This is a genomic window from Streptomyces sp. YIM S03343, assembly GCF_054729195.1.
Window position 1 is genome coordinate 6,844,463 of sequence record NZ_JBPUKX010000001.1, and the last position, 18,935, is coordinate 6,863,397.

15 protein-coding genes are annotated in these 18,935 nt (G+C 69.4%); 10 read left to right on the plus strand and 5 right to left on the minus strand.

Annotation, left to right across the window (positions count from 1 at the left end):
* Positions 1-180: 180 nt before the first annotated feature.
* The 3 genes from ACSYGN_RS30250 (at position 181) to ACSYGN_RS30260 (ending at position 5,737) form a co-directional block, all read left to right on the plus strand.
* The gene (locus tag ACSYGN_RS30250; protein WP_460401160.1) at positions 181-1,404 is read left to right on the plus strand and encodes a sensor histidine kinase; all 1,224 of its coding nucleotides are present in this window, start codon (positions 181-183) and stop codon (positions 1,402-1,404) included.
* Positions 1,405-1,465: 61 nt separating this feature from the next.
* Complete coding sequence (locus ACSYGN_RS30255; protein WP_460401162.1) at positions 1,466-2,152, plus strand: response regulator; 687 nt, start codon at positions 1,466-1,468, stop codon at positions 2,150-2,152.
* Between the two features lie 393 nt (positions 2,153-2,545).
* Positions 2,546-5,737, plus strand: coding sequence for an efflux RND transporter permease subunit (locus tag ACSYGN_RS30260; protein ID WP_460401164.1), 3,192 nt, complete (start codon positions 2,546-2,548; stop codon positions 5,735-5,737).
* A 114-nt stretch (positions 5,738-5,851) separates the two neighbouring features.
* Here the strand turns inward: ACSYGN_RS30260 and nadA are convergent, their stop codons facing one another.
* Positions 5,852-7,036: a quinolinate synthase NadA gene (nadA, locus tag ACSYGN_RS30265; protein WP_460401166.1), complete on the minus strand. Its 1,185-nt coding sequence runs from the start codon at positions 7,034-7,036 to the stop codon at positions 5,852-5,854.
* Positions 7,037-7,481: 445 nt separating this feature from the next.
* Here nadA and erpA point away from each other — a divergent pair, with 445 nt between their 5' ends.
* The gene (erpA, locus tag ACSYGN_RS30270) at positions 7,482-7,838 is read left to right on the plus strand and encodes an iron-sulfur cluster insertion protein ErpA (RefSeq protein ID WP_046586096.1); all 357 of its coding nucleotides are present in this window, start codon (positions 7,482-7,484) and stop codon (positions 7,836-7,838) included.
* Positions 7,839-8,102: 264 nt separating this feature from the next.
* Here erpA and ACSYGN_RS30275 read toward each other — a convergent pair whose 3' ends face one another.
* Complete coding sequence (locus tag ACSYGN_RS30275; protein WP_460401169.1) at positions 8,103-9,368, minus strand: hypothetical protein; 1,266 nt, start codon at positions 9,366-9,368, stop codon at positions 8,103-8,105.
* Between the two features lie 615 nt (positions 9,369-9,983).
* Positions 9,984-10,193 (minus strand): hypothetical protein, encoded by a 210-nt coding sequence (locus ACSYGN_RS30280; protein ID WP_460401171.1) that lies wholly within the window; start codon positions 10,191-10,193, stop codon positions 9,984-9,986.
* Positions 10,194-10,323: 130 nt separating this feature from the next.
* Between ACSYGN_RS30280 and ACSYGN_RS30285 the strand changes: the two genes are divergently transcribed.
* Positions 10,324-11,298, plus strand: coding sequence for a carbohydrate kinase family protein (locus tag ACSYGN_RS30285; protein WP_460401173.1), 975 nt, complete (start codon positions 10,324-10,326; stop codon positions 11,296-11,298).
* 49 nt (positions 11,299-11,347) lie between these two features.
* On the opposite strand, the gene ACSYGN_RS30290 is transcribed toward ACSYGN_RS30285, so the two are convergent.
* The gene (locus ACSYGN_RS30290; protein WP_460401175.1) at positions 11,348-12,730 is read right to left on the minus strand and encodes an aminotransferase class V-fold PLP-dependent enzyme; all 1,383 of its coding nucleotides are present in this window, start codon (positions 12,728-12,730) and stop codon (positions 11,348-11,350) included.
* A gap of 313 nt (positions 12,731-13,043) precedes the next feature.
* Between ACSYGN_RS30290 and ctaC the strand changes: the two genes are divergently transcribed.
* From ctaC to ACSYGN_RS30310, 4 genes are all read left to right on the plus strand, one after another.
* The gene (gene ctaC, locus ACSYGN_RS30295; RefSeq protein ID WP_460401177.1) at positions 13,044-14,009 is read left to right on the plus strand and encodes an aa3-type cytochrome oxidase subunit II; all 966 of its coding nucleotides are present in this window, start codon (positions 13,044-13,046) and stop codon (positions 14,007-14,009) included.
* Positions 14,006-15,733, plus strand: coding sequence for an aa3-type cytochrome oxidase subunit I (gene ctaD, locus ACSYGN_RS30300; RefSeq protein WP_460401179.1), 1,728 nt, complete (start codon positions 14,006-14,008; stop codon positions 15,731-15,733). The genes ctaC and ctaD overlap by 4 nt, the downstream gene beginning before the upstream one ends.
* Entirely contained in the window at positions 15,730-16,128 is a 399-nt protein-coding gene (locus ACSYGN_RS30305; protein WP_460401181.1) for a cytochrome c oxidase subunit 4, read from the plus strand. The genes ctaD and ACSYGN_RS30305 overlap by 4 nt, the downstream gene beginning before the upstream one ends.
* Before the next feature lie 168 nt (positions 16,129-16,296).
* Positions 16,297-17,562 (plus strand): L,D-transpeptidase, encoded by a 1,266-nt coding sequence (locus ACSYGN_RS30310; protein ID WP_460401183.1) that lies wholly within the window; start codon positions 16,297-16,299, stop codon positions 17,560-17,562.
* Between the two features lie 132 nt (positions 17,563-17,694).
* On the opposite strand, the gene ACSYGN_RS30315 is transcribed toward ACSYGN_RS30310, so the two are convergent.
* Entirely contained in the window at positions 17,695-18,096 is a 402-nt protein-coding gene (locus ACSYGN_RS30315; protein WP_460401185.1) for a response regulator, read from the minus strand.
* Positions 18,097-18,274: 178 nt separating this feature from the next.
* Here ACSYGN_RS30315 and ctaE point away from each other — a divergent pair, with 178 nt between their 5' ends.
* Positions 18,275-18,895 (plus strand): aa3-type cytochrome oxidase subunit III, encoded by a 621-nt coding sequence (gene ctaE / locus ACSYGN_RS30320; RefSeq protein ID WP_460401187.1) that lies wholly within the window; start codon positions 18,275-18,277, stop codon positions 18,893-18,895.
* The last annotated feature ends 40 nt before the right edge of the window (positions 18,896-18,935 follow it).

Sequence of the window (18,935 nt, forward strand, 5' to 3'; positions counted from 1 at the left end):
CAACTGCTCGCCTGATGGCGGCAGACAACCGCTCGCCCAGCGGGTGACGCAGACACGCTTCGCGCTCCGGTATGGGCGGACAAAATCAAGCCCGTCCGGCGCTTGAGGACGAGGCCGAAGGCCGATTAGGGGGGTCTGGGGGCACAGCCCCCAGCCCGGGCGGGAAAGCCAAAGAACAAAGTGACCGCACTGGATCGAGCCCGCTGCAAGCTCAACGCACACCCGCTGGCCCTGGACGCCGCCCTCGCCGCCGCCGTCCTGCTGTGCATGGCCGTCAGCGCCATGATCGACCCGCACGGCGACAAGAGCGTGGCGTGGGGCATCCGCACCCCGGACCCGCTGAGCCTGCTGCTGATCGTGATCGGCGCCGCAGCCCTGGTGCTGCGCCGCCGTGCCCCGCTGGCGGTGCTGGCGGTGACGGGCACGGTGTCGCTGATCGAGAGCGTCACCGGAGACCCGCGCGCGCCGGTGGCGATGTCGGCGGTGGTCGCGCTGTTCACGGTGGCGGTGAGCACCGACCGCACGACGACCCTGCGTGTCGGCCTGCTGACGGTCGCGGTGCTGACGGGTGCGGCGATGCTGGCGGGCCCGCTGCCGTGGTACGCCCAGGAGAATCTGGCGATCTTCGCGTGGACGGGTATCGGCGCGACGGCGGGGGACGCGGTGCGCAGCCGGAAGGCGATGGTGCGGGCGATCCGGGAGCGTGCGGAGCGGGCGGAGCGGACCCGGGAGGAGGAGGCCCGGCGGAGGGTCGCCGAGGAGCGGCTGCGGATCGCCCGTGAACTGCACGATGTGGTGGCGCACCACATCGCGTTGGTCAATGTGCAGGCCGGGGTGGCGGCACATGTGATGGACAAGCGGCCCGACCAGGCCAAGGAGGCCCTTGCCCACGTCCGGGAGGCGAGCCGCTCCGCGCTGAACGAGCTGCGTGCGACGGTCGGTCTGCTGCGCCAGTCCGGTGACCCGGAGGCGCCCACGGAACCGGCCCCCGGTCTGGACCGCCTGGAGGAGCTGGTCGGTACGTTCCGCAACGCCGGGCTCCAGGTGGAGGTGGCCCGCTCGTATCTCGGCACCACGCTGCCCGCCGCCGTGGACCTGGCGGCGTTCCGGGTGATCCAGGAGGCCCTCACCAACGCCCAGAAGCACGCGGGAACGGAGGCGAGGGCGGAGGTCAGCGTCGTACGGGTGGGCCCGAACCTGGAGATCACGGTGCTGGACGACGGCCGCCCCGGCGACGAGCAGCTTCCCGTCACGGGCGGCGGGCACGGACTGCTCGGGATGCGCGAACGCGTCACGGGGCTGGCCGGCACCCTCACGACGGGCCCCCGCTACGGCGGCGGCTTCCGCGTCCATGCGATCCTCCCGCTGAAGACCCGCACCCGCACCGCCGAGCGCCCGGCATGATGCACCCGCCCACCTCCGCACCCATGCCCACCCGCACCCGCCGCCCTCCCGAGGACCCCGAATGACGATCCGCGTCCTGCTCGCCGACGATCAGGCCCTGCTGCGCAGCGCGTTCCGTGTGCTCGTGGACTCCGAACCCGACATGACGGTGGTCGGTGAGGCGGCCGACGGCGCGGAGGCGGTGCGGCTGGCCAAGGAGCGGCAGCCGGACGTGGTCCTGATGGACATCCGTATGCCGGGCACGGACGGCTTGGCGGCCACCCGGCTGATCAGCGCCGATCCGTCCCTGGCGAAGGTCCGTGTGGTGATCCTGACGACGTTCGAGGTCGACGACTACGTGGTCCAGTCGCTGCGTGCTGGGGCGTCCGGCTTCCTCGGCAAGGGCAGCGAGCCGGAGGAGCTGCTGAACGCCATCCGGGTCGCGGCCGGCGGCGAGGCCCTGCTGTCCCCGGCGGCGACGAAGGGGCTGATCGCCCGCTTCCTGGCACAGGGTGGCAACCGGGCCGACGACGGGACGGGCCCGGCTGGTGCCGAGCGGCTGGACGCGCTCACCGTTCGGGAGCGCGAGGTGCTGGTCCTGGTTGCCGGGGGCCACTCCAACGACGAGATCGCCGAACGCCTGGAGGTCAGCCCGCTCACGGTGAAGACCCACGTCAACCGGGCGATGGCCAAGCTGGGCGCCCGGGACCGGGCCCAGCTCGTGGTGATCGCGTACGAGTCCGGACTGGTACGTCCGCGGGTGGACTGACCTCCACCCCCGCCTACTGCGACGGGAGTAGCCCCCGCACCGGGAAATGGACCTGGGTCTTACGGAACGGGCCGAGCCATGGACCAAGGTGTAGGGGGCCATTTCGCGCGCCCACCCGCTCCCGACCCGCACCCACGCACCACCGCTCGACCCGCACCCACGCTCGACCCGCACCCACTCACCACCGCTCGACCCGCACCCACGCTCGACCCGCACCCACTCACCACCGCTCGACCCGCACCCACGCTCGACCCGCACCCACTCACCACCGCTCGACCCGCACCCACGCTCGACCCGCACCCACTCACCACCGTTCGACCCGCCCAAGCCGCCCACAGACCCGCCCAAGCCGCCACCCGCCCAAGCCGCCCACAGAAGAGAGACTCCCGCTCCATGTCCCGGCTGTCCCGATTCAGCCTCGCTCAGCGTGCCCTCATAGGCCTGATATCCCTCATCGCCCTCGTCTTCGGCACGATCGCCATCCCCCAGCTCAAGCAGCAGCTGCTGCCCACCATCGAACTGCCCATGGTGTCGGTCGTCGTGCCCTTCCCCGGCGCATCGCCCGATGTCGTGGAGAAGCAGGTCGTGGAGCCGATCGAGAACACCGTCGAGGCCGTCGACGGCATCACCGGTGTCACCTCGAAGGCCAGCGAGGGCAGCGCCGTGATCATGGCGTCCTTCGACTACGGCAACGACACCAAGCGCCTGGTCGCCGATGTCCAGCTGGCCGTCAACCGGGCCCGTGCCCAACTGCCGGACTCGGTGGACCCGCAGGTCGTCGCCGGTTCCACCGACGACATGCCGACCGTCGTCCTCGCCGTCACCTCCGGCAAGGACCAGCAGGCCCTCGCCGACCAGCTCGACAAGAGCGTCGTGCCGGTGCTGAAGAACATCGACGGCGTCGGCCGGGTCACCGTCGACGGCGTACGGGACCTCCAGGTCACCGTCACCCCCGACCAGGCGAAGCTGGCCCGCGCCGGTCTCACCACGGCCGCGCTCGCCCAGGCGCTCCAGACCGGCGGGGTCACCGTCCCGGCCGGTTCCTTCGACGAGGACGGCAAGAACCGCACGGTCCAGGTCGGCAGCGGCTACACCTCCGTACGCCAGATCCAGGACCTGATGGTCACCGGTGAGGGCGCCGGAAAGCCGGTGCCGCTCGGTGACGTCGCCACGGTGAAGCAGGAGGAGGCCGCCGCCAGCTCCATCACCCGCACCGATGGAAAGCCCAGCCTCGCCGTCAGCGTGACCATGGACCATGACGGCAGCGCGGTCGCCATCTCGGACGCGGTCAAGGACAAGCTGCCCTCGCTCCGCAAGGACCTCGGCTCCGGCTCCGCCATCACGGTCGTCAGCGACCAGGGTCCGGCCGTCTCGAAGTCCATCAAGGGCCTCACCATCGAGGGCGGCCTCGGTCTGCTCTTCGCGATCGTCGTCATCCTGGTGTTCCTGGCGTCGGTCCGTTCGACGCTGGTGACGGCGGTGTCGATCCCGCTGTCGGTCGTGCTGGCCCTGATCGTGCTGTGGACGCGTGATCTGTCGCTGAACATGCTGACGCTGGGCGCGCTGACCATTGCCATCGGCCGGGTGGTCGACGACTCGATCGTCGTCCTGGAGAACATCAAGCGTCACCTCGGCTACGGCGAGGAGCGCCAGGAGGCCATCCTCGCCGCGGTGCGCGAGGTGGCGGGTGCGGTCACCTCCTCGACCCTCACCACGGTCGCCGTGTTCCTGCCGATCGGCCTGGTCGGCGGCATGGTGGGCGCGCTGTTCGGCTCGTTCAGCCTCACCGTCACGGCGGCGCTGCTGGCGTCGCTGGTCGTCTCGCTGACGGTCGTGCCGGTGCTGTCGTACTGGTTCCTGCGCGCCCCGAAGGGCACCCCCGAGGACGCCGAGGAGGCCCGCAGGCAGGCGGAGGAGAAGGAGGCGAACAGCCGTCTCCAGCGGATCTACGTCCCGGTCCTGCGGTTCGCGACCCGGCGCCGTCTCACCAGCGTGGCGATCGCCGTGGTGGTGCTGTTCGGCACCTTCGGCATGGCGCCGCTGCTGAAGACCAACTTCTTCGACCAGGGGGACCAGGAGGTCCTCACCGTCAAGCAGGAGCTGACGCCGGGCACCAGCCTGGCCGCCACGGACGCGCAGGCGCGCAAGGTGGAGAAGCTGCTCTCCGGCATCGACGGCGTCAAGGACTACCAGGTCACCATCGGCTCGTCCGGCTTCATGGCGGCGTTCGGCGGCGCCACCAGCTCCAACCAGGCGTCGTACCAGGTCATGCTGGACGACGCGGCGTCCTACGACGCGGTCGAGAAGCACATCACAGACGGTCTGCGCGACCTGAAGGGCATCGGCACGACCACCGTGTCGGCGGGCGCCGGCTTCGGAAACCAGGATCTGAGCGTGGTCGTAAAGGCGGCCGACGCGGAGACGCTGCGCACGGCGTCGGAGCAGGTCAGGAAGACCGTCGCAAGCCTGGACGACGTCACCGACGTCACCAGCGACCTCGCGCAGAGCGTGCCGCGGATCTCCGTACGGGCCAACTCCAAGGCGGCGGCCGCGGGCTTCAGCGACCAGACGCTGGGCGCGGCGGTGGCCCAGTCCGTGAAGGGCACCACGGCCGCCCAGGTGGTCCTGGACGACACCGAGCGCGACGTCGTCATCCGCTCGGCCAAGCCCGCGACCACCCTGCAGCAGCTGAAGAACCTGCCGCTCGGCCCGGTGAAGCTCGGTGACATCGCCACGGTGAAGCTCGTCGACGGACCGGTGTCCATGACCCGTATCGACGGCCGGCGCGCCGCCACCGTTACGGCCAAGCCGACCGCGGACAACACGGGCGCGGTGAGCACCAAGCTCCAGTCGAAGATCAAGGCCCTGAAGCTCCCCGCGGGTGCCACGGCCCAGATCGGCGGCGTCACCTCCGACCAGGACGACGCGTTCAAGAACCTGGGCCTGGCGATGCTCGCGGCGATCGCGATCGTCTTCATGCTGCTGGTCGCGACGTTCCGCTCGCTGGCCCAGCCGCTGATCCTGCTGGTCTCCATCCCGTTCGCGGCGACCGGCGCGCTCGGCCTGCTGATCGCGACCGGCACCCCGCTGGGCGTGCCCGCGATGATCGGCATGCTGATGCTGATCGGCATCGTGGTGACGAACGCGATCGTGCTGATCGACCTGATCAACCAGTACCGAAGCCAGGGCTACGGCGTCGTCGAAGCCGTGCTGGAGGGCGGCCGCCACCGGCTCCGCCCGATCCTGATGACGGCCCTGGCGACGATCTTCGCCCTCCTCCCGATGGCCCTCGGCGTCACCGGCGAGGGCGGCTTCATCGCCCAACCGCTGGCCGTGGTCGTGATCGGCGGCCTCGTCACCTCCACCCTGCTGACCCTGCTCCTCGTCCCCACGCTCTACGCGATGCTCGAACTCCGCACGGAGCGCCGGGCGGCGAAGCGGGCGGCGAAACGGCAGGCCAAGGCGGAATCGGAAGCGGAGTCGTCGTCAGAACCGTCCTCGGAATCGTCGTCAGAACCCTCGTCGGAGACGGAGACGGAGACGAAGCCGGAGGCGGATGAGCCGCGGGCGCCCGCCGGGGTGTGAGCGACCGCCCTGCCGACGCCGAGGAGGCCCGGTACACGCGACGAGCGTGTACCGGGCCTCCGGCCGTACGGCGATATCAGGGAAGCCGCGCCCTGCGCGTGCCCTACGCGTGCCCTACGGCAGCGCGAGCATCCGCTCCAGCGCCAGCTTCGCGTAGTGCTCGGTCTCCTCGTCGACCTGAATGCGGTTGACGACCTTGCCGTCCGCCAGCGACTCCAGAGCCCAGACCAGATGGGGGAGGTCGATGCGGTTCATCGTGGAGCAGTAGCAGACCGTGCGGTCGAGGAACACGATCTCCTTGCCCTCGGGAGCGAAACGGTTCGCCAGGCGGCGGACCAGGTTCAGCTCCGTGCCGATCGCCCACTTGGAGCCGGCCGGGGCGGCCTCCAGGGTCTTGATGATGTGCTCGGTCGAGCCGACGTGGTCCGCCGCCATGACGACCTCGTGCGTGCACTCCGGGTGGACCAGGACGTTGATGCCGGGGACGCGTTCGCGCACGTCCTTGACCGAGTCCAGGGTGAAGCGGCCGTGCACCGAGCAGTGGCCGCGCCACAGGATCATCTTCGCGTCCCGCAGCTGGTCGGCGGTCAGGCCGCCGTTCGGCTTGTGCGGGTTGTAGACGACGCAGTCCTCCAGAGACATACCCATGTCCCGGACGGCGGTGTTGCGGCCGAGGTGCTGATCGGGCAGGAACAGCACCTTCTCGCCCTGCTGGAACGCCCACTCAAGGGCGCGGCGGGCGTTGGAGGAGGTGCAGATCGTGCCACCGTGCCGGCCCGTGAACGACTTGATGTCCGCGGACGAGTTCATGTACGACACGGGCACGACCTGCTCGGCTATGCCGGCCTCGGTGAGCACGTCCCAGCATTCGGCGACCTGCTCGGCGGTGGCCATGTCGGCCATCGAGCAGCCCGCGGCCAGGTCCGGCAGGACGACCTTCTGGTCGTCGCCGGTGAGGATGTCCGCGGACTCGGCCATGAAGTGCACACCGCAGAAGACGATGTACTCGGCGTCCGGGCGAGCCGCCGCGTCACGGGCGAGCTTGAAGGAGTCGCCGGTGACGTCCGCGAACTGGATGACCTCGTCGCGCTGGTAGTGGTGGCCGAGCACGAAGACCTTGTTCCCGAGCCTCTCCTTGGCGGCGCGGGCGCGCTCCACCAGGTCCGGGTCGGACGGCGCGGGCAGTTCGCCGGGACACTCGACGCCGCGCTCGCTCTTCGGGTCGGCCTCGCGGCCGAGGAGGAGCAGGGCGAGGGGCGTCGGCTGGACGTCGAGCTCCTGGGTCTGGGCGGTGGTCACGACACGCACCCTTTCTGTTCTGCGGTTTCTCCGATCCGCCAGTCCGACACTGGGCCGGCGGGGTCAGGCGTACGCGCCTTTTCGTCGAAATGACGCTATCTATCATAACTGCTTCACGTCATATTGACGACGGCCATAACGTCTATGTGACGTGAATCCCGGGGCCGACCGGAGACCCGCCGGAGTCCTGACCGGAGTCCTGACGGAAGTCCTGACGGAAGTCCTGACCGGACACCCGACCGGGGGCCAGTGACCGCTGCGGCGGGCGTGTGCGAGCATGAGGGGGTAGGGACACAACACAAGTGCTCGGCCCGGAGTGATCTGCGGGCCCGGAACCCCGGGCCTGGAATCCACGGTCTGGAATCCGCGGTCCCGGAATGAATCCGGGAACACGCCGGTTGCACTCGTCGGCAAGCAGTCTCCGTACAAACCGGGAGAGATGTAGATGTCCGTATCGGACGAGACCAGCACCGTCACCGACGGCATCGTTCTGACCGACGCCGCGGCGTCCAAGGTCAAGGCACTGCTCGACCAGGAAGGCCGAGACGACCTGGCGCTCCGCGTCGCTGTCCAGCCCGGCGGCTGCTCCGGCCTGCGCTACCAGCTCTTCTTCGACGAGCGCTCCCTCGACGGCGATGTGGTGAAGGACTTCGACGGGGTCAAGGTCGTCACCGACCGGATGAGCGCGCCGTACCTGGGCGGCGCCACCGTCGACTTCGTCGACACCATCGAGAAGCAGGGCTTCACGATCGACAACCCGAACGCGACGGGGTCCTGCGCGTGCGGGGACTCCTTCAGCTGAGGGTTGCCTGTCCGGCGGATCAGCTCGGAGAAACGGTGCGTCGAGCCGGGTGAGCGGGGGCGGTGCGGGAGCGTCGTGGTTGATCGCGCCCACGCGGCGGAGCCGCAGATCGATGCGCCCCGCGCCCCTAGGGGGTTGGACCCTACGGGGTTTGCGGATGTGCGGCGTTGATCCACCGCACTGGACGCCCCGTCATACCCGCGGATGAGGCGGCGAGCCCTGTCGATGGGCCGCCGCCTCTCTGGTTGTCCTGCGTCGTGCTCGTCAGCGTGCGAGTGAGGACGAGGGGGCAGGGATCCGGGCTCCCGGCTTGGTCAGTGGGATTGCCTTGCCGTCGGAGTCGACCACCTTGCGGTCGCCGAGGGGACGGTCCAGTTGGACGGTCTGCTGGTAGAACTTGGCGATCAGGATGCAGACCGTAGTGCCGGGCTTCGGGGTCTCGGTGACGGTGACCTTCACCTGTCCGGAGTCCTCAGATGCCGTGGCTTTGTAATCGGAGCAGACCCCGCCGGTGAAGGACACTGTCAGCTTCTTGCCGTCGGCCCAGTAGCCGTCGACGGCGATGTCCCGGGTGGTCGGGCTGCCGGTCGGCCGGCTCGGCCGGGGGCTGGGGCTGCTGGAAGCGGTGGACGAGGCCAGATACCTGGGGTCGACGGCCGGATGGGCCACCGTGGAGGTGTCCTGGGCGCCCGGCTGCCGCACCTCGAACAGCCAGGACGGCACCAGCACCTGACGCCCGCCGGAGGCGTGCGGCGCGAGCCCGAACACGGCGTCCTCGACGACCACGGTGTTCCCGGTGCCCGTGTCGGCGGTCCCACCGGTCCCGCAGGGCGTTTCGAGCCGGTCCTTCAGCGGTACGGGGCTGGCGCAGCCGCCGATGCCCATACGGTGGGCGCTCCTGGGCGCGGCGTTCATGAGGTCCAGGGTCTTGGCCGCGCTCAGCACGGGATACGACTCACCCCGCACCGGAGCCTTCAGCTCACCGCTGCCGCCGACCACCTCGCCCTGGGCACTGACGGTGATCCCGATGGTCCAGCCGGAGGTGGCCAGTCCGCCGACCACCGGATCGGCGTTCACGACCCGCTGGGCGCCCATGATCTGGCTCGCGTCGATCTTGGCGTCGTCCTGCCCCAGCGCCTTGAGCACGGGGGCGGCGGCCCGCTCGGCGACCGACTTGCTCACCGGGTCGACGGTGGGGGTGGCGGAGTCGCCCGTGCCGGGGGCGTACCGGTTGAAGGTCCAGGCGCCGGGTGCCACCATGCTGACCTGGAGACTCGGCCCGGTCCCGTCCTTGCCGGGCCCCACCTGCCACTCCTGCCCCTGGGCCACCGGCGTCGCGTCGACCCCGAGCGCCTTCGCGAGCCGCGCCACCTCACCCCGGGTGACCTGGCCCTCGGCCCAGTACACGGGCGCGGTCCGGGGACCTTCGGGGAGCGTGCCGGAGGCGCGGTAGACGGTCCCGTAGGGATTGGGCTCACCCGGCGCGATCCCAGCGGCACCGACTTCGGAATACCCGTCGAGCGCAAGCACCCCGGGAGTCCCGGAAGCCCCGGCCCCCGCACCTCCGCCACCGCCACCGCCACCCCCGCCCAGGGCAGAAGCACCGAGATAGGCCCCGCCTCCGACGACAAGCACAGCGGCGACAACGGAGGCGACAAGCACCCGCGACCTCCGCCGCCGACCCTCGCCCCCGCCGCCTTCTTGGCCACTTTCCCCGTCACCGCTGCCACCCCCGACATCGACGACATCGTCGGACCCGCTGCCCGTCGGCGGCTCGGAAGCGTGGCCTGCCGGGTCCGATGTCGATGCCGATGGCCCGGGGCCCGGATCGGAGGGGTGGGCCTCGGGGGGCTGGTCGGGTCGGTCGTCGGTGGTCACCGCATCGCTCCTTCGGCTGCGCCCTGCTGTCCCTGACCCGGCCCGTCCCGGTCCGCTCGCGGCGGTCGGCGGGTCGTAGTCCGCATCCCCTGTGCGGGGGACAGCGATGGGACGCGGCGGGGGAGCGCACGGTTCCCCTGCGGCCTGTCCGGCGGATCAACACCGGAGATCTGCAAACCCCGTAAGGTCCAGCACCCTAGGGGCGCGGGGAACTGCGCGATCAACCACGACGCACCCGCACCGTCCGACTTGATCCGCCGGACAGGCCTAGTCCCCGTAGTCCGACATAGCGTCCAGCAACCGTGCCGATGCCGCCGGGACCGACACCCCGTGGATCAGGGACGGCGGGACCGGGACGGAGTCGGGGTGGGCGGGTACCGCCCAGTGCGGGGCCATCCGGGCGCAGTCTCCGAGCAACGAGGCGAGGTCGGCCTCGACGTCTGCCGGAGCGGGCGGGTAGACCTTTAGGTTCGTCATAGCGGCACCGTATGCATGCCGAAGCACGCGAAGAAAGATCTACTATCGGGTAGTTTCAGTCGCTTCTGAGGCGGCCCGCCAACCGGTAGCGTGAACCGTCAATACCCCTCCCTTCAGGAGAGTCCCCGCCGTGCGCATCGCAGTCACCGGCTCCATCGCCACCGACCACCTCATGACCTTCCCCGGCCGTTTCGCCGACCAGTTCGTCGCGGACCAGCTGCACACGGTCTCGCTCTCGTTCCTGGTCGACAATCTCGACGTGCGGAGGGGAGGCGTCGGCGCGAACATCGCCTTCGGTATGGGCCAGCTCGGCTCCCGGCCGATCCTGGTGGGTGCCGCCGGTTTCGACTTCGACGACTACCGCGCCTGGCTGGAACGGCACGGTGTCGACACCGAATCGGTCCGCATCTCCGAGACGCTGCACACCGCCCGCTTCGTGTGCACCACGGACGCCGACCACAACCAGATCGGCTCCTTCTACACCGGTGCGATGAGCGAGGCCCGCCTCATCGAGCTGAAGACCGTCGCCGACCGCGTCGGCGGCCTGGACCTGGTCCTCATCGGCGCCGACGACCCGGAGGGCATGCTCCGCCACACCGAGGAGTGCCGCTCCCGCGGGATCCCCTTCGCCGCCGACTTCTCCCAGCAGATCGCCCGGATGGATGGCGACGAGATCCGGATACTGCTGGACGGCGCGGCGTACCTCTTCTCCAACGAGTACGAGAAGGGCCTCATCGAGGCCAAGACCGGCTGGACCGACGAGGAGATCCTCTCCAAGGTCGGCCACCGCGTCACCACCCTCGGCTCCCGCGGTGTCCGTATCGAGCGGGCCGGTGAGGGCCCGATCGAGGTCGGCACCCCCGAGGAGGACCGCAAGGCCGACCCGACCGGCGTCGGCGACGCCTTCCGCGCCGGGTTCCTCTCCGGCCTGACCTGGGGCGTCACCATGGAGCGCGCCGCGCAGGTCGGCTGCATGCTCGCCACCCTCGTCATCGAGACGGTCGGCACCCAGGAGTACCAGCTGCGCCGCAACCACTTCATGGACCGCTTCACCAAGGCGTACGGCCACGACGCCGCCGGTGAGGTGCAGGTCCACCTCGTCTGAGGGACGACAGGCCCTGGGGGCCGGCCGGGACAGTCCTGGACCGGCCCGGTCAGGACACCCGGCGGACCACATACGCAGTGCCCCGGTCCGCCGGTTCCTCACCGACGTACTCCTGCCCGCGCATCTCGCACCACGCCGGGATGTCCAGCCGCGCCGCCTCGTCGTCGGACAGCACACGCACCGTGCCGCCCACGGGTACGTCCCCGAAGACCTTCGCCAGCTCGATCACCGGGATCGGGCACCGCTTCCCGAGCGCGTCCACGACCACCACGTCGTCGCCCGCACCGCCGGAGGTCCCGGCAGCCGGCGCGCCCAGCTTCTCGCGCACCCCGGCCACCGCCCCCGGCAGCACCTCCAGGAACCGCTCCACATCCGCCTCGGGGGTGCCCGGCGGCAGCGACACCCGCACATTGCCCTCGCTCAGCACCCCCATCGCCTTCAGCACATGGCTGGGCGTCAGGGTGCTGCTGGTGCACGACGATCCCGACGACACCGAGAAACCGGCGCGGTCCAGCTCGTGCAGCAGGGTCTCCCCGTCGACGTACAGACACGAGAACGTGACGATCCCCGGCAGCCGCCGCTCCGGATCGCCCACCACCTCCACGTCCGGCACCAGCCCCGGCACCCGCGCCCGGATCCGCTCCGTCAGCTCCCGCAGCCGTACCGCCTCCTCGGCCGCCTCCGCCCGTACCGCCCGCAGCGAGGCCACGGCCGCCACGATCGCCGGGATGTTCTCGAACCCGGCGACCCGCCCCGACTCCCGCTCGTCCACCGGGCCGCGCGGCGCGAACCGCACCCCCTTGCGCACCGCCAGCAGGCCGACCCCCGACGGGCCACCCCATTTGTGCGCACTCCCCGTCAGCAGCGACCAGCCGCCCTCCACCGGCCCCCAGGCCAGCGACTGCGCCGCGTCCACCAGCAACGGCACCCCCGCCGCCCGGCACAATTCGGCCACCTCGGCGACCGGCTGCACGGTCCCCACCTCATGGTTGGCCGACTGGAGACAGGCCAGCGCGGTGTCCTCCCGCAGTGCCTCGCCGTATGCCGCCGCGGTCGCCGCCCCCGTCCGCAGCACCGGCACCCGCGTCACCGTCCCGCCCTCGGCCTCCAGGACGTCCGCCGAATGGAGGACGGAAGAGTGCTCGACGGCTGACACGATCAGGTGGCGTCCCACCCTCCGCCGCCCGGCCAGCGCCCCGGCGACACCGTGATGCACGGCCTGTGTGCCCGACGCCGTGAACACCATCTCGTCGGCCCGGCACCCCACCGCCTCGGCGGCCGCCTCCCGGGCCGCGTCCAGAAGCAGCCGGGCCCGCCGCCCCTCCCGGTACAACCGCGCCGGATCGGCCCACCCTTCGTCCAGCGAGGCAGACAACGCCTGACGGGCGACGGGATGGAGAGGAGCGGCGGAGGCGGCATCGAAGTACGACATACAGCCACGTTAGAACCCCGGTGACGGGACGAAGGAGCGAGGGCCGTGCCGAGGCGGGCTCCGCCGCTCGGTGGCGGGCCGTCACATCCGGCCCGCGGCGGCGCACAGACCCCGCTGACCCCGGTGTTCGGGCGCCCGTCCCCGCCTCAGGAAGGGGGCGACGACGCGTATGGCACCCTCCCCGCGAGCGCCGACAAGGCGTCGGCTAAGGTTTGCTCCGCATAAACATCCAAACCCCTGCCCGACGCAGGGCGGCGACCGTGCAGACCCGGCCGCAGCCATGTCGCGGGCGAGACTCTCGGGAAGGCGCTACGTGAGTCCCAACGGCTCCGACCTCTCGCCGCGGCGCCCGATGCGGCGGAAGCTGCTCCAGGCAATGACCGCGGGCCTGGTCCTGGCGACCGCCACCGGTTGCACATACAAGGACTTCCCCCGCCTTGGTATGCCCACCCCGACCACGGAAGAGGCACCCCGCATCCTCTCCCTGTGGCAGGGGTCCTGGGCGGCCGCGCTTGCCGTCGGCTGTCTGGTCTGGGGACTGATCCTCTGGTCCGTCGTGTTCCACCGGCGCAGCCGCACCAAGGTCGAGGTTCCTGCTCAGACCCGGTACAACATGCCCATCGAGGCGCTGTACACCGTGGTCCCTCTGATCATCGTCTCCGTCCTCTTCTACTTCACGGCCCGGGACGAGTCGAAGCTCCTGTCCATCTCCCAGAAGCCCGACGTCACCGTCAATGTCGTCGGCTTCCAGTGGAGCTGGGGCTTCAACTACATCGCGGACGTCCCCGGTTCCACCGGAAACGCCAAGACGGACGCCAACCTGTCGGCGATCCCCGACCGTTACAAGAACCAGTTCCCGGCGAACGCGGGCGGCGTCTACGACGTCGGCACGCCGAGCACGAAGAACCCGCAGACCGGAAACCCCGGGCCGACCCTCTGGCTCCCGGAGGGCAAGGTCGTCCGCTTCGTCCTCACCTCGCGTGACGTCATCCACTCCTTCTGGGTGGTGCCGTTCCTGTTCAAGCAGGACGTCATCCCGGGCCACACCAACGCGTTCCAGGTGACCCCGAACAAAATGGGCACCTTCCTCGGCAAGTGCGCGGAACTCTGCGGCGTCGACCACTCCCGGATGCTCTTCAACGTGAAGGTCGTCTCCCCCGAGCGCTACGAGCAGCACCTCAAGGATCTCGCCAAGAAGGGCCAGACCGGCTACATCCCGGCGGGCATCGCGCAGACGGAGCACGAGAAGAACGCCGAGACGAACAGGACGAAGAATTGAGCATCCTCAACGAACCCCAGGGTGCCGCGGCTGAGGAGTCGTACGAGAACGAGCTACCGGTACGACGCCGCCGGCCCGGCAATGTGCTGGTCAAGTGGGCGACGACAACCGACCACAAGACCATCGGCTCGCTGTATCTGATCACGTCGTTCGTGTTCTTCATCGTCGGCGGCATCCTCGCCCTGCTCATGCGGGCAGAACTGGCCCGGCCGGGTCTTCAGATCCTGTCGGCCGAGCAGTTCAACCAGGCGTTCACCATGCACGGCCTGATCATGCTGCTGATGTTCGCGACGCCGCTGTTCGCCGGCTTCGCGAACTGGATCATGCCGCTCCAGATCGGCGCGCCCGATGTGGCGTTCCCGCGGCTGAACATGCTCGCCTACTGGTTCTACCTGCTCGGCTCGCTCGTCGCCGCGGCGAGCCTGCTCACCCCGTCCGGCGCCCCCGACTTCGGCTGGTTCATGTACGCGCCGCTGTCGGACGCCGTCCACTCGCCGGGCATCGGCGCCGACATGGGCATCATGGGCCTCGCCCTGTCCGGTTTCGGCACCATCCTCGGCGCGGTCAACTTCATCACCACGATCATCTGCATGCGCGCTCCGGGCATGACGATGTTCCGCATGCCGATCTTCTGCTGGAACGTGCTGCTGACCGCGATCCTCGTGCTGCTGGTCTTCCCGGTGCTGGCCGCCGCGCTGTTCGCCCTGGAGGCGGACCGCAAGTTCGGCGCCCATATCTTCGACCCGGCCAACGGCGGGGCCCTGCTGTGGCAGCACCTCTTCTGGTTCTTCGGCCATCCAGAGGTGTACATCATCGCGCTGCCGTTCTTCGGCATCGTCTCCGAGGTCATCCCGGTCTTCGCCCGCAAGCCGATGTTCGGTTACATGGGCCTGGTCGCGGCGACCATCTCGATCGCCGGTCTGTCCGTGACCGTGTGGGCGCACCACATGTACGTCACCGGCGGAGTGCTGCTGCCGTTCTTCTCCTTCATGACCTTCCTGATCGCGGTCCCGACCGGTGTGAAGTTCTTCAACTGGATCGGCACCATGTGGAAGGGCTCGCTGTCCTTCGAGACCCCGATGCTGTGGGTGACCGGCTTCCTCGTCACCTTCCTCTTCGGCGGTCTGACGGGTGTCATCCTGGCCTCGCCGCCGCTGGACTTCCACATCTCGGACTCGTACTTCGTGGTGGCGCACTTCCACTACGTCATCTTCGGGACCGTGGTGTTCGCGATGTTCGCCGGATTCCACTTCTGGTGGCCCAAGTTCACCGGCAAGATGCTCGACGAACGGCTCGGCAAGATCACTTTCTGGACGCTGTTCATCGGCTTCCACGGCACCTTCCTCGTCCAGCACTGGCTGGGTGTCGAGGGCATGCCCCGCCGTTACGCCGACTACCTCGCGTCCGACGGCTTCACCCTGCTGAACACGATCTCGACGATCAGCTCGTTCCTGCTGGGCATGTCGATGCTCCCGTTCTTCTACAACGTGTGGAAGACCGCCAAGTACGGCAAGCCGGTCGAGGTCGACGACCCGTGGGGCTACGGCCGTTCGCTCGAGTGGGCGACGTCCTGCCCGCCGCCGCGGCACAACTTCGTCACCCTGCCGCGGATCCGCAGCGAATCCCCGGCGTTCGACCTGCACCACCCGGAGATCGCCGCCCTCGAACAGCTCGAGTACGCCGGTCACGGCGCCGGGGCGGGCAGCAAGGAGGTCGGCAAGTGAAGATCCAGGGCCGGTTGTTCGCCTGGCTGAGCGTCTTCCTGCTCATCATGGCCATCGTCTACGGCGTGTGGTCCAAGGAGCCGGCGGGCACCACGGCGCTCTTCCTCTCCTTCGCCCTGACCGTGATGATCGGCTTCTACCTGGGCTTCACCGCCCGGCGGGTCGACGCGGGCGCCATGGACGACAAGGAGGCCGACGTCGCGGACGAGGCGGGCGAGCTGGGCTTCTTCAGCCCGCACAGCTGGCAGCCGCTCGCCCTCGGCACGGGCGCCGCGATCGCCTTCCTCGGCGTCGCGATCGGCTGGTGGTTGCTGTACTTCGCGGCCCCCATCATCCTGCTCGGTCTGTGGGGCTGGGTCTTCGAGTACTACCGCGGCGAGAACCGCACCCAGTAGCACCCGCAGCAGCACCACCAGCGGTACGCCGACTAGCACACCCAGCGCGGCCGGGAGCCCGGACACTCCGACACGGAGGGTCCGGGCTCCTGCGTTCGCCGCAATGTCCGTCCCTCTTACGAGTCACCCAGCGCGCCGCGCTTGACGGTGCTTCCTAGCGTGGAGCGCATGAACCACTCTCCGCGCACTCGCACCGTCATCGGCGCAGGTCTGCTGGTGATGACCGCCCTCGGCGCGGGCGTCACCGCCTGCGGCGCCGACGGCAACCCCTTGTCGGCCGAGCCCTTCGACGCGGCTGACCAGATCTCCGTCGACACCCACAGCGGCGACGGGAAGAAGGCCGACCCCGACAAGCCCCTCGAGATCACCACCGAGGACGGGGACGGCCGTATCACCGACGTGACGGCCGTCGACGCCACGGGACGCCTTGTGACGGGCGAACTCTCGGCCGACGGCACCCGCTGGCACAGCACCTCCCCGCTGGCCGCCGACGCCCACTACACGGTGCGGGTGAGCACGGAGGACGAGGACGGCGCCCCCGGCCGCAGAGTCGTCGACTTCGACACCAGCAAGCCCGCGGGCTCGACACGCCTGGACGTCACCTTCGGCCCGGAAACGGGCACCTACGGCGTCGGACAGCCCGTCACGGCACTGCTCAGCCGGCCGGTCAAGGACAGGGCCCAGCGGGCCGCCGTGGAGCGCGGGCTGCGTGTGGAGTCGGCGCCCTCCGTGACGGGCGCCTGGTACTGGGTGAGCGACAAGGAACTCCACTACCGCCCCAAGGACTACTGGCCCGCCCACACCACGATCCGGGTCCACAGCGAACTCAACGGCGTCCGCATCAACGACCGCCTCTGGGGCACCGCCTCCAAGCCCGTGACGCTGACCGTCGGTGACCGCCTCATCGCCATCACGGACGCCGCGGCACACCAGATGACGGTGTACAAGAACGACGCCGAGATCGAGCAGATCCCCGTCACCACCGGCAAGCCCGGCTTCGACACCCGCAACGGCGTCAAGGTCGTCATGGCCAAGCAGTACTTCGTACGCATGCGCAGCACCACCATCGGCATCGCCGAGGGCAGCTCCGACTCCTACGACCTGCCGGTCTACTACGCGACGCGCCTCACCTGGAGCGGCGAGTACGTCCACGCCGCCCCCTGGTCGGTCGGCTCCCAGGGCTACGAGAACGTCAGCCACGGCTGCGTGGGCATGAGCACCGCCAACGCCGAGTGGTTCTACAACACCGTCCGCGAGGGCGACATCGTCAAGGTCGTCAACTCGAACGGCGACACGATGGAACCCTTCGGCAACGGCTACGGCGACTGGAACGTCACCTGGGAGAAATGGCGCAAAGGCACCGCCCTGACCCCCAAGTCCCCGACCTCACCAACCCCACAAGACACAGCAAGGCTCCGACCTACAGCGGTGTAAACGCCCCAGGGGCGCGGTTGTCGCGGCGGAGCCGCACATCGCAACAGATCCCTCCAAAGGGGCGCGGGGAACTGCGCGAACAACCCCCACGCACCCGCACCCGAAAAGGGCACCGCACCCGACAGGGAACCGTCAGACCCCCACAAGCCCCCGCTGCCGCAGCAAAGCAGCCAACGCCGCCGCAAACTCCACAGGCTCCAGCGGATGCGTAACCGCCGCCTCCGCCCGACTCCACGTCGCAAGCCACGCATCCTGCGGCCGCCCGATCAGCAACAGCACCGGCGGGCACTCGAAGACCTCGTCCTTGATCTGGCGGCACAACCCCATGCCACCCATCGGCACCGCCTCCCCGTCCAGGACGGCGACGTCGATACCCCCCTTGTCCAGCTCACGCAACGCCGCCGCAGGCGTCGCGCACTCGACGAACTCCACCACCGGTGCATCGGGGGCCGGCCTGCGCCCGGTCGCCAACCTGACCTGTTCGCGGGTGTTGGAATCGTCGCTGTAGACCAGCACCGTGGCGGTCGGCTGCATTTTTCCTCCGGGAGACCTCAGCGTCGTACGGACTGAACCGCTGCCGCGGATGGTACTCCCTCGAACTCCTCACCGACACAGCCGGATGACCCCTTCCACCAGCCATCAGGGCAGTACACAGGGGGCGGACACTCCGAACGGCACCCCCGGAGTGAGGGCGGGATAAGCGACCGACATAATGTCGGTCGTGGCGACAGCAACGACAGTAGACACCGGGCACGCGCACCCGTCGGTCAATAGGCCGAACCTCACCAGCGTCGGGACCATCATCTGGTTGAGTTCCGAGCTGATGTTCTTCGCGGCCCTCTTCGCGATGTACTTCACCCTGCGATCGGTGACCGGTCCGGATCACTGGAAGGCGATGGCCGACCATCTCAACCTTCCGTTCTCCGCGACCAACACCACGATCCTGGTGCTCTCCTCCCTCACCTGTCAGCTCGGCGTGTTCGCGGCCGAGCGCGGGGACGTGAAGAGGCTCCGGGCCTGGTTCATGGTCACCTTCGTGATGGGTTCGATCTTCATCGGCGGTCAGATCTTCGAGTACACGGAGCTGGTGAAGAAGGACGGGCTCTCGCTCTCCTCCGACCCGTACGGCTCCGTCTTCTATCTGACCACCGGCTTCCACGGCCTGCACGTGACGGGCGGACTCATCGCCTTCCTGCTGGTCCTCGGCCGTACCTATGCGGCCCGGAGGTTCACCCACGAGCAGGCGACCGCCGCCATCGTCGTGTCCTACTACTGGCACTTCGTCGATGTCGTCTGGATCGGCCTCTTCGCCACGATCTACCTGATCAAGTAGCCCGGGGCCGTCCGCGGCAGCCGATCACCGCAATCCCGCA

Bases quoted from the DNA above. Each gene is read 5' to 3' on its own strand.
- ACSYGN_RS30255 (WP_460401162.1), top strand. From the start codon at position 1,466: ATGACGATCCGCGTCCTGCTCGCCGACGATCAGGCCCTGCTGCGCAGC.
- ACSYGN_RS30260 (WP_460401164.1), top strand. From the start codon at position 2,546: ATGTCCCGGCTGTCCCGATTCAGCCTCGCTCAGCGTGCCCTCATAGGC.
- erpA (WP_046586096.1), top strand. From the start codon at position 7,482: ATGTCCGTATCGGACGAGACCAGCACCGTCACCGACGGCATCGTTCTG.
- ACSYGN_RS30280 (WP_460401171.1), bottom strand. From the start codon at position 10,193: ATGACGAACCTAAAGGTCTACCCGCCCGCTCCGGCAGACGTCGAGGCC.
- ACSYGN_RS30290 (WP_460401175.1), bottom strand. From the start codon at position 12,730: ATGTCGTACTTCGATGCCGCCTCCGCCGCTCCTCTCCATCCCGTCGCC.
- ACSYGN_RS30310 (WP_460401183.1), top strand. From the start codon at position 16,297: ATGAACCACTCTCCGCGCACTCGCACCGTCATCGGCGCAGGTCTGCTG.
- ACSYGN_RS30315 (WP_460401185.1), bottom strand. From the start codon at position 18,096: ATGCAGCCGACCGCCACGGTGCTGGTCTACAGCGACGATTCCAACACC.
- ctaE (WP_460401187.1), top strand. From the start codon at position 18,275: ATGTCGGTCGTGGCGACAGCAACGACAGTAGACACCGGGCACGCGCAC.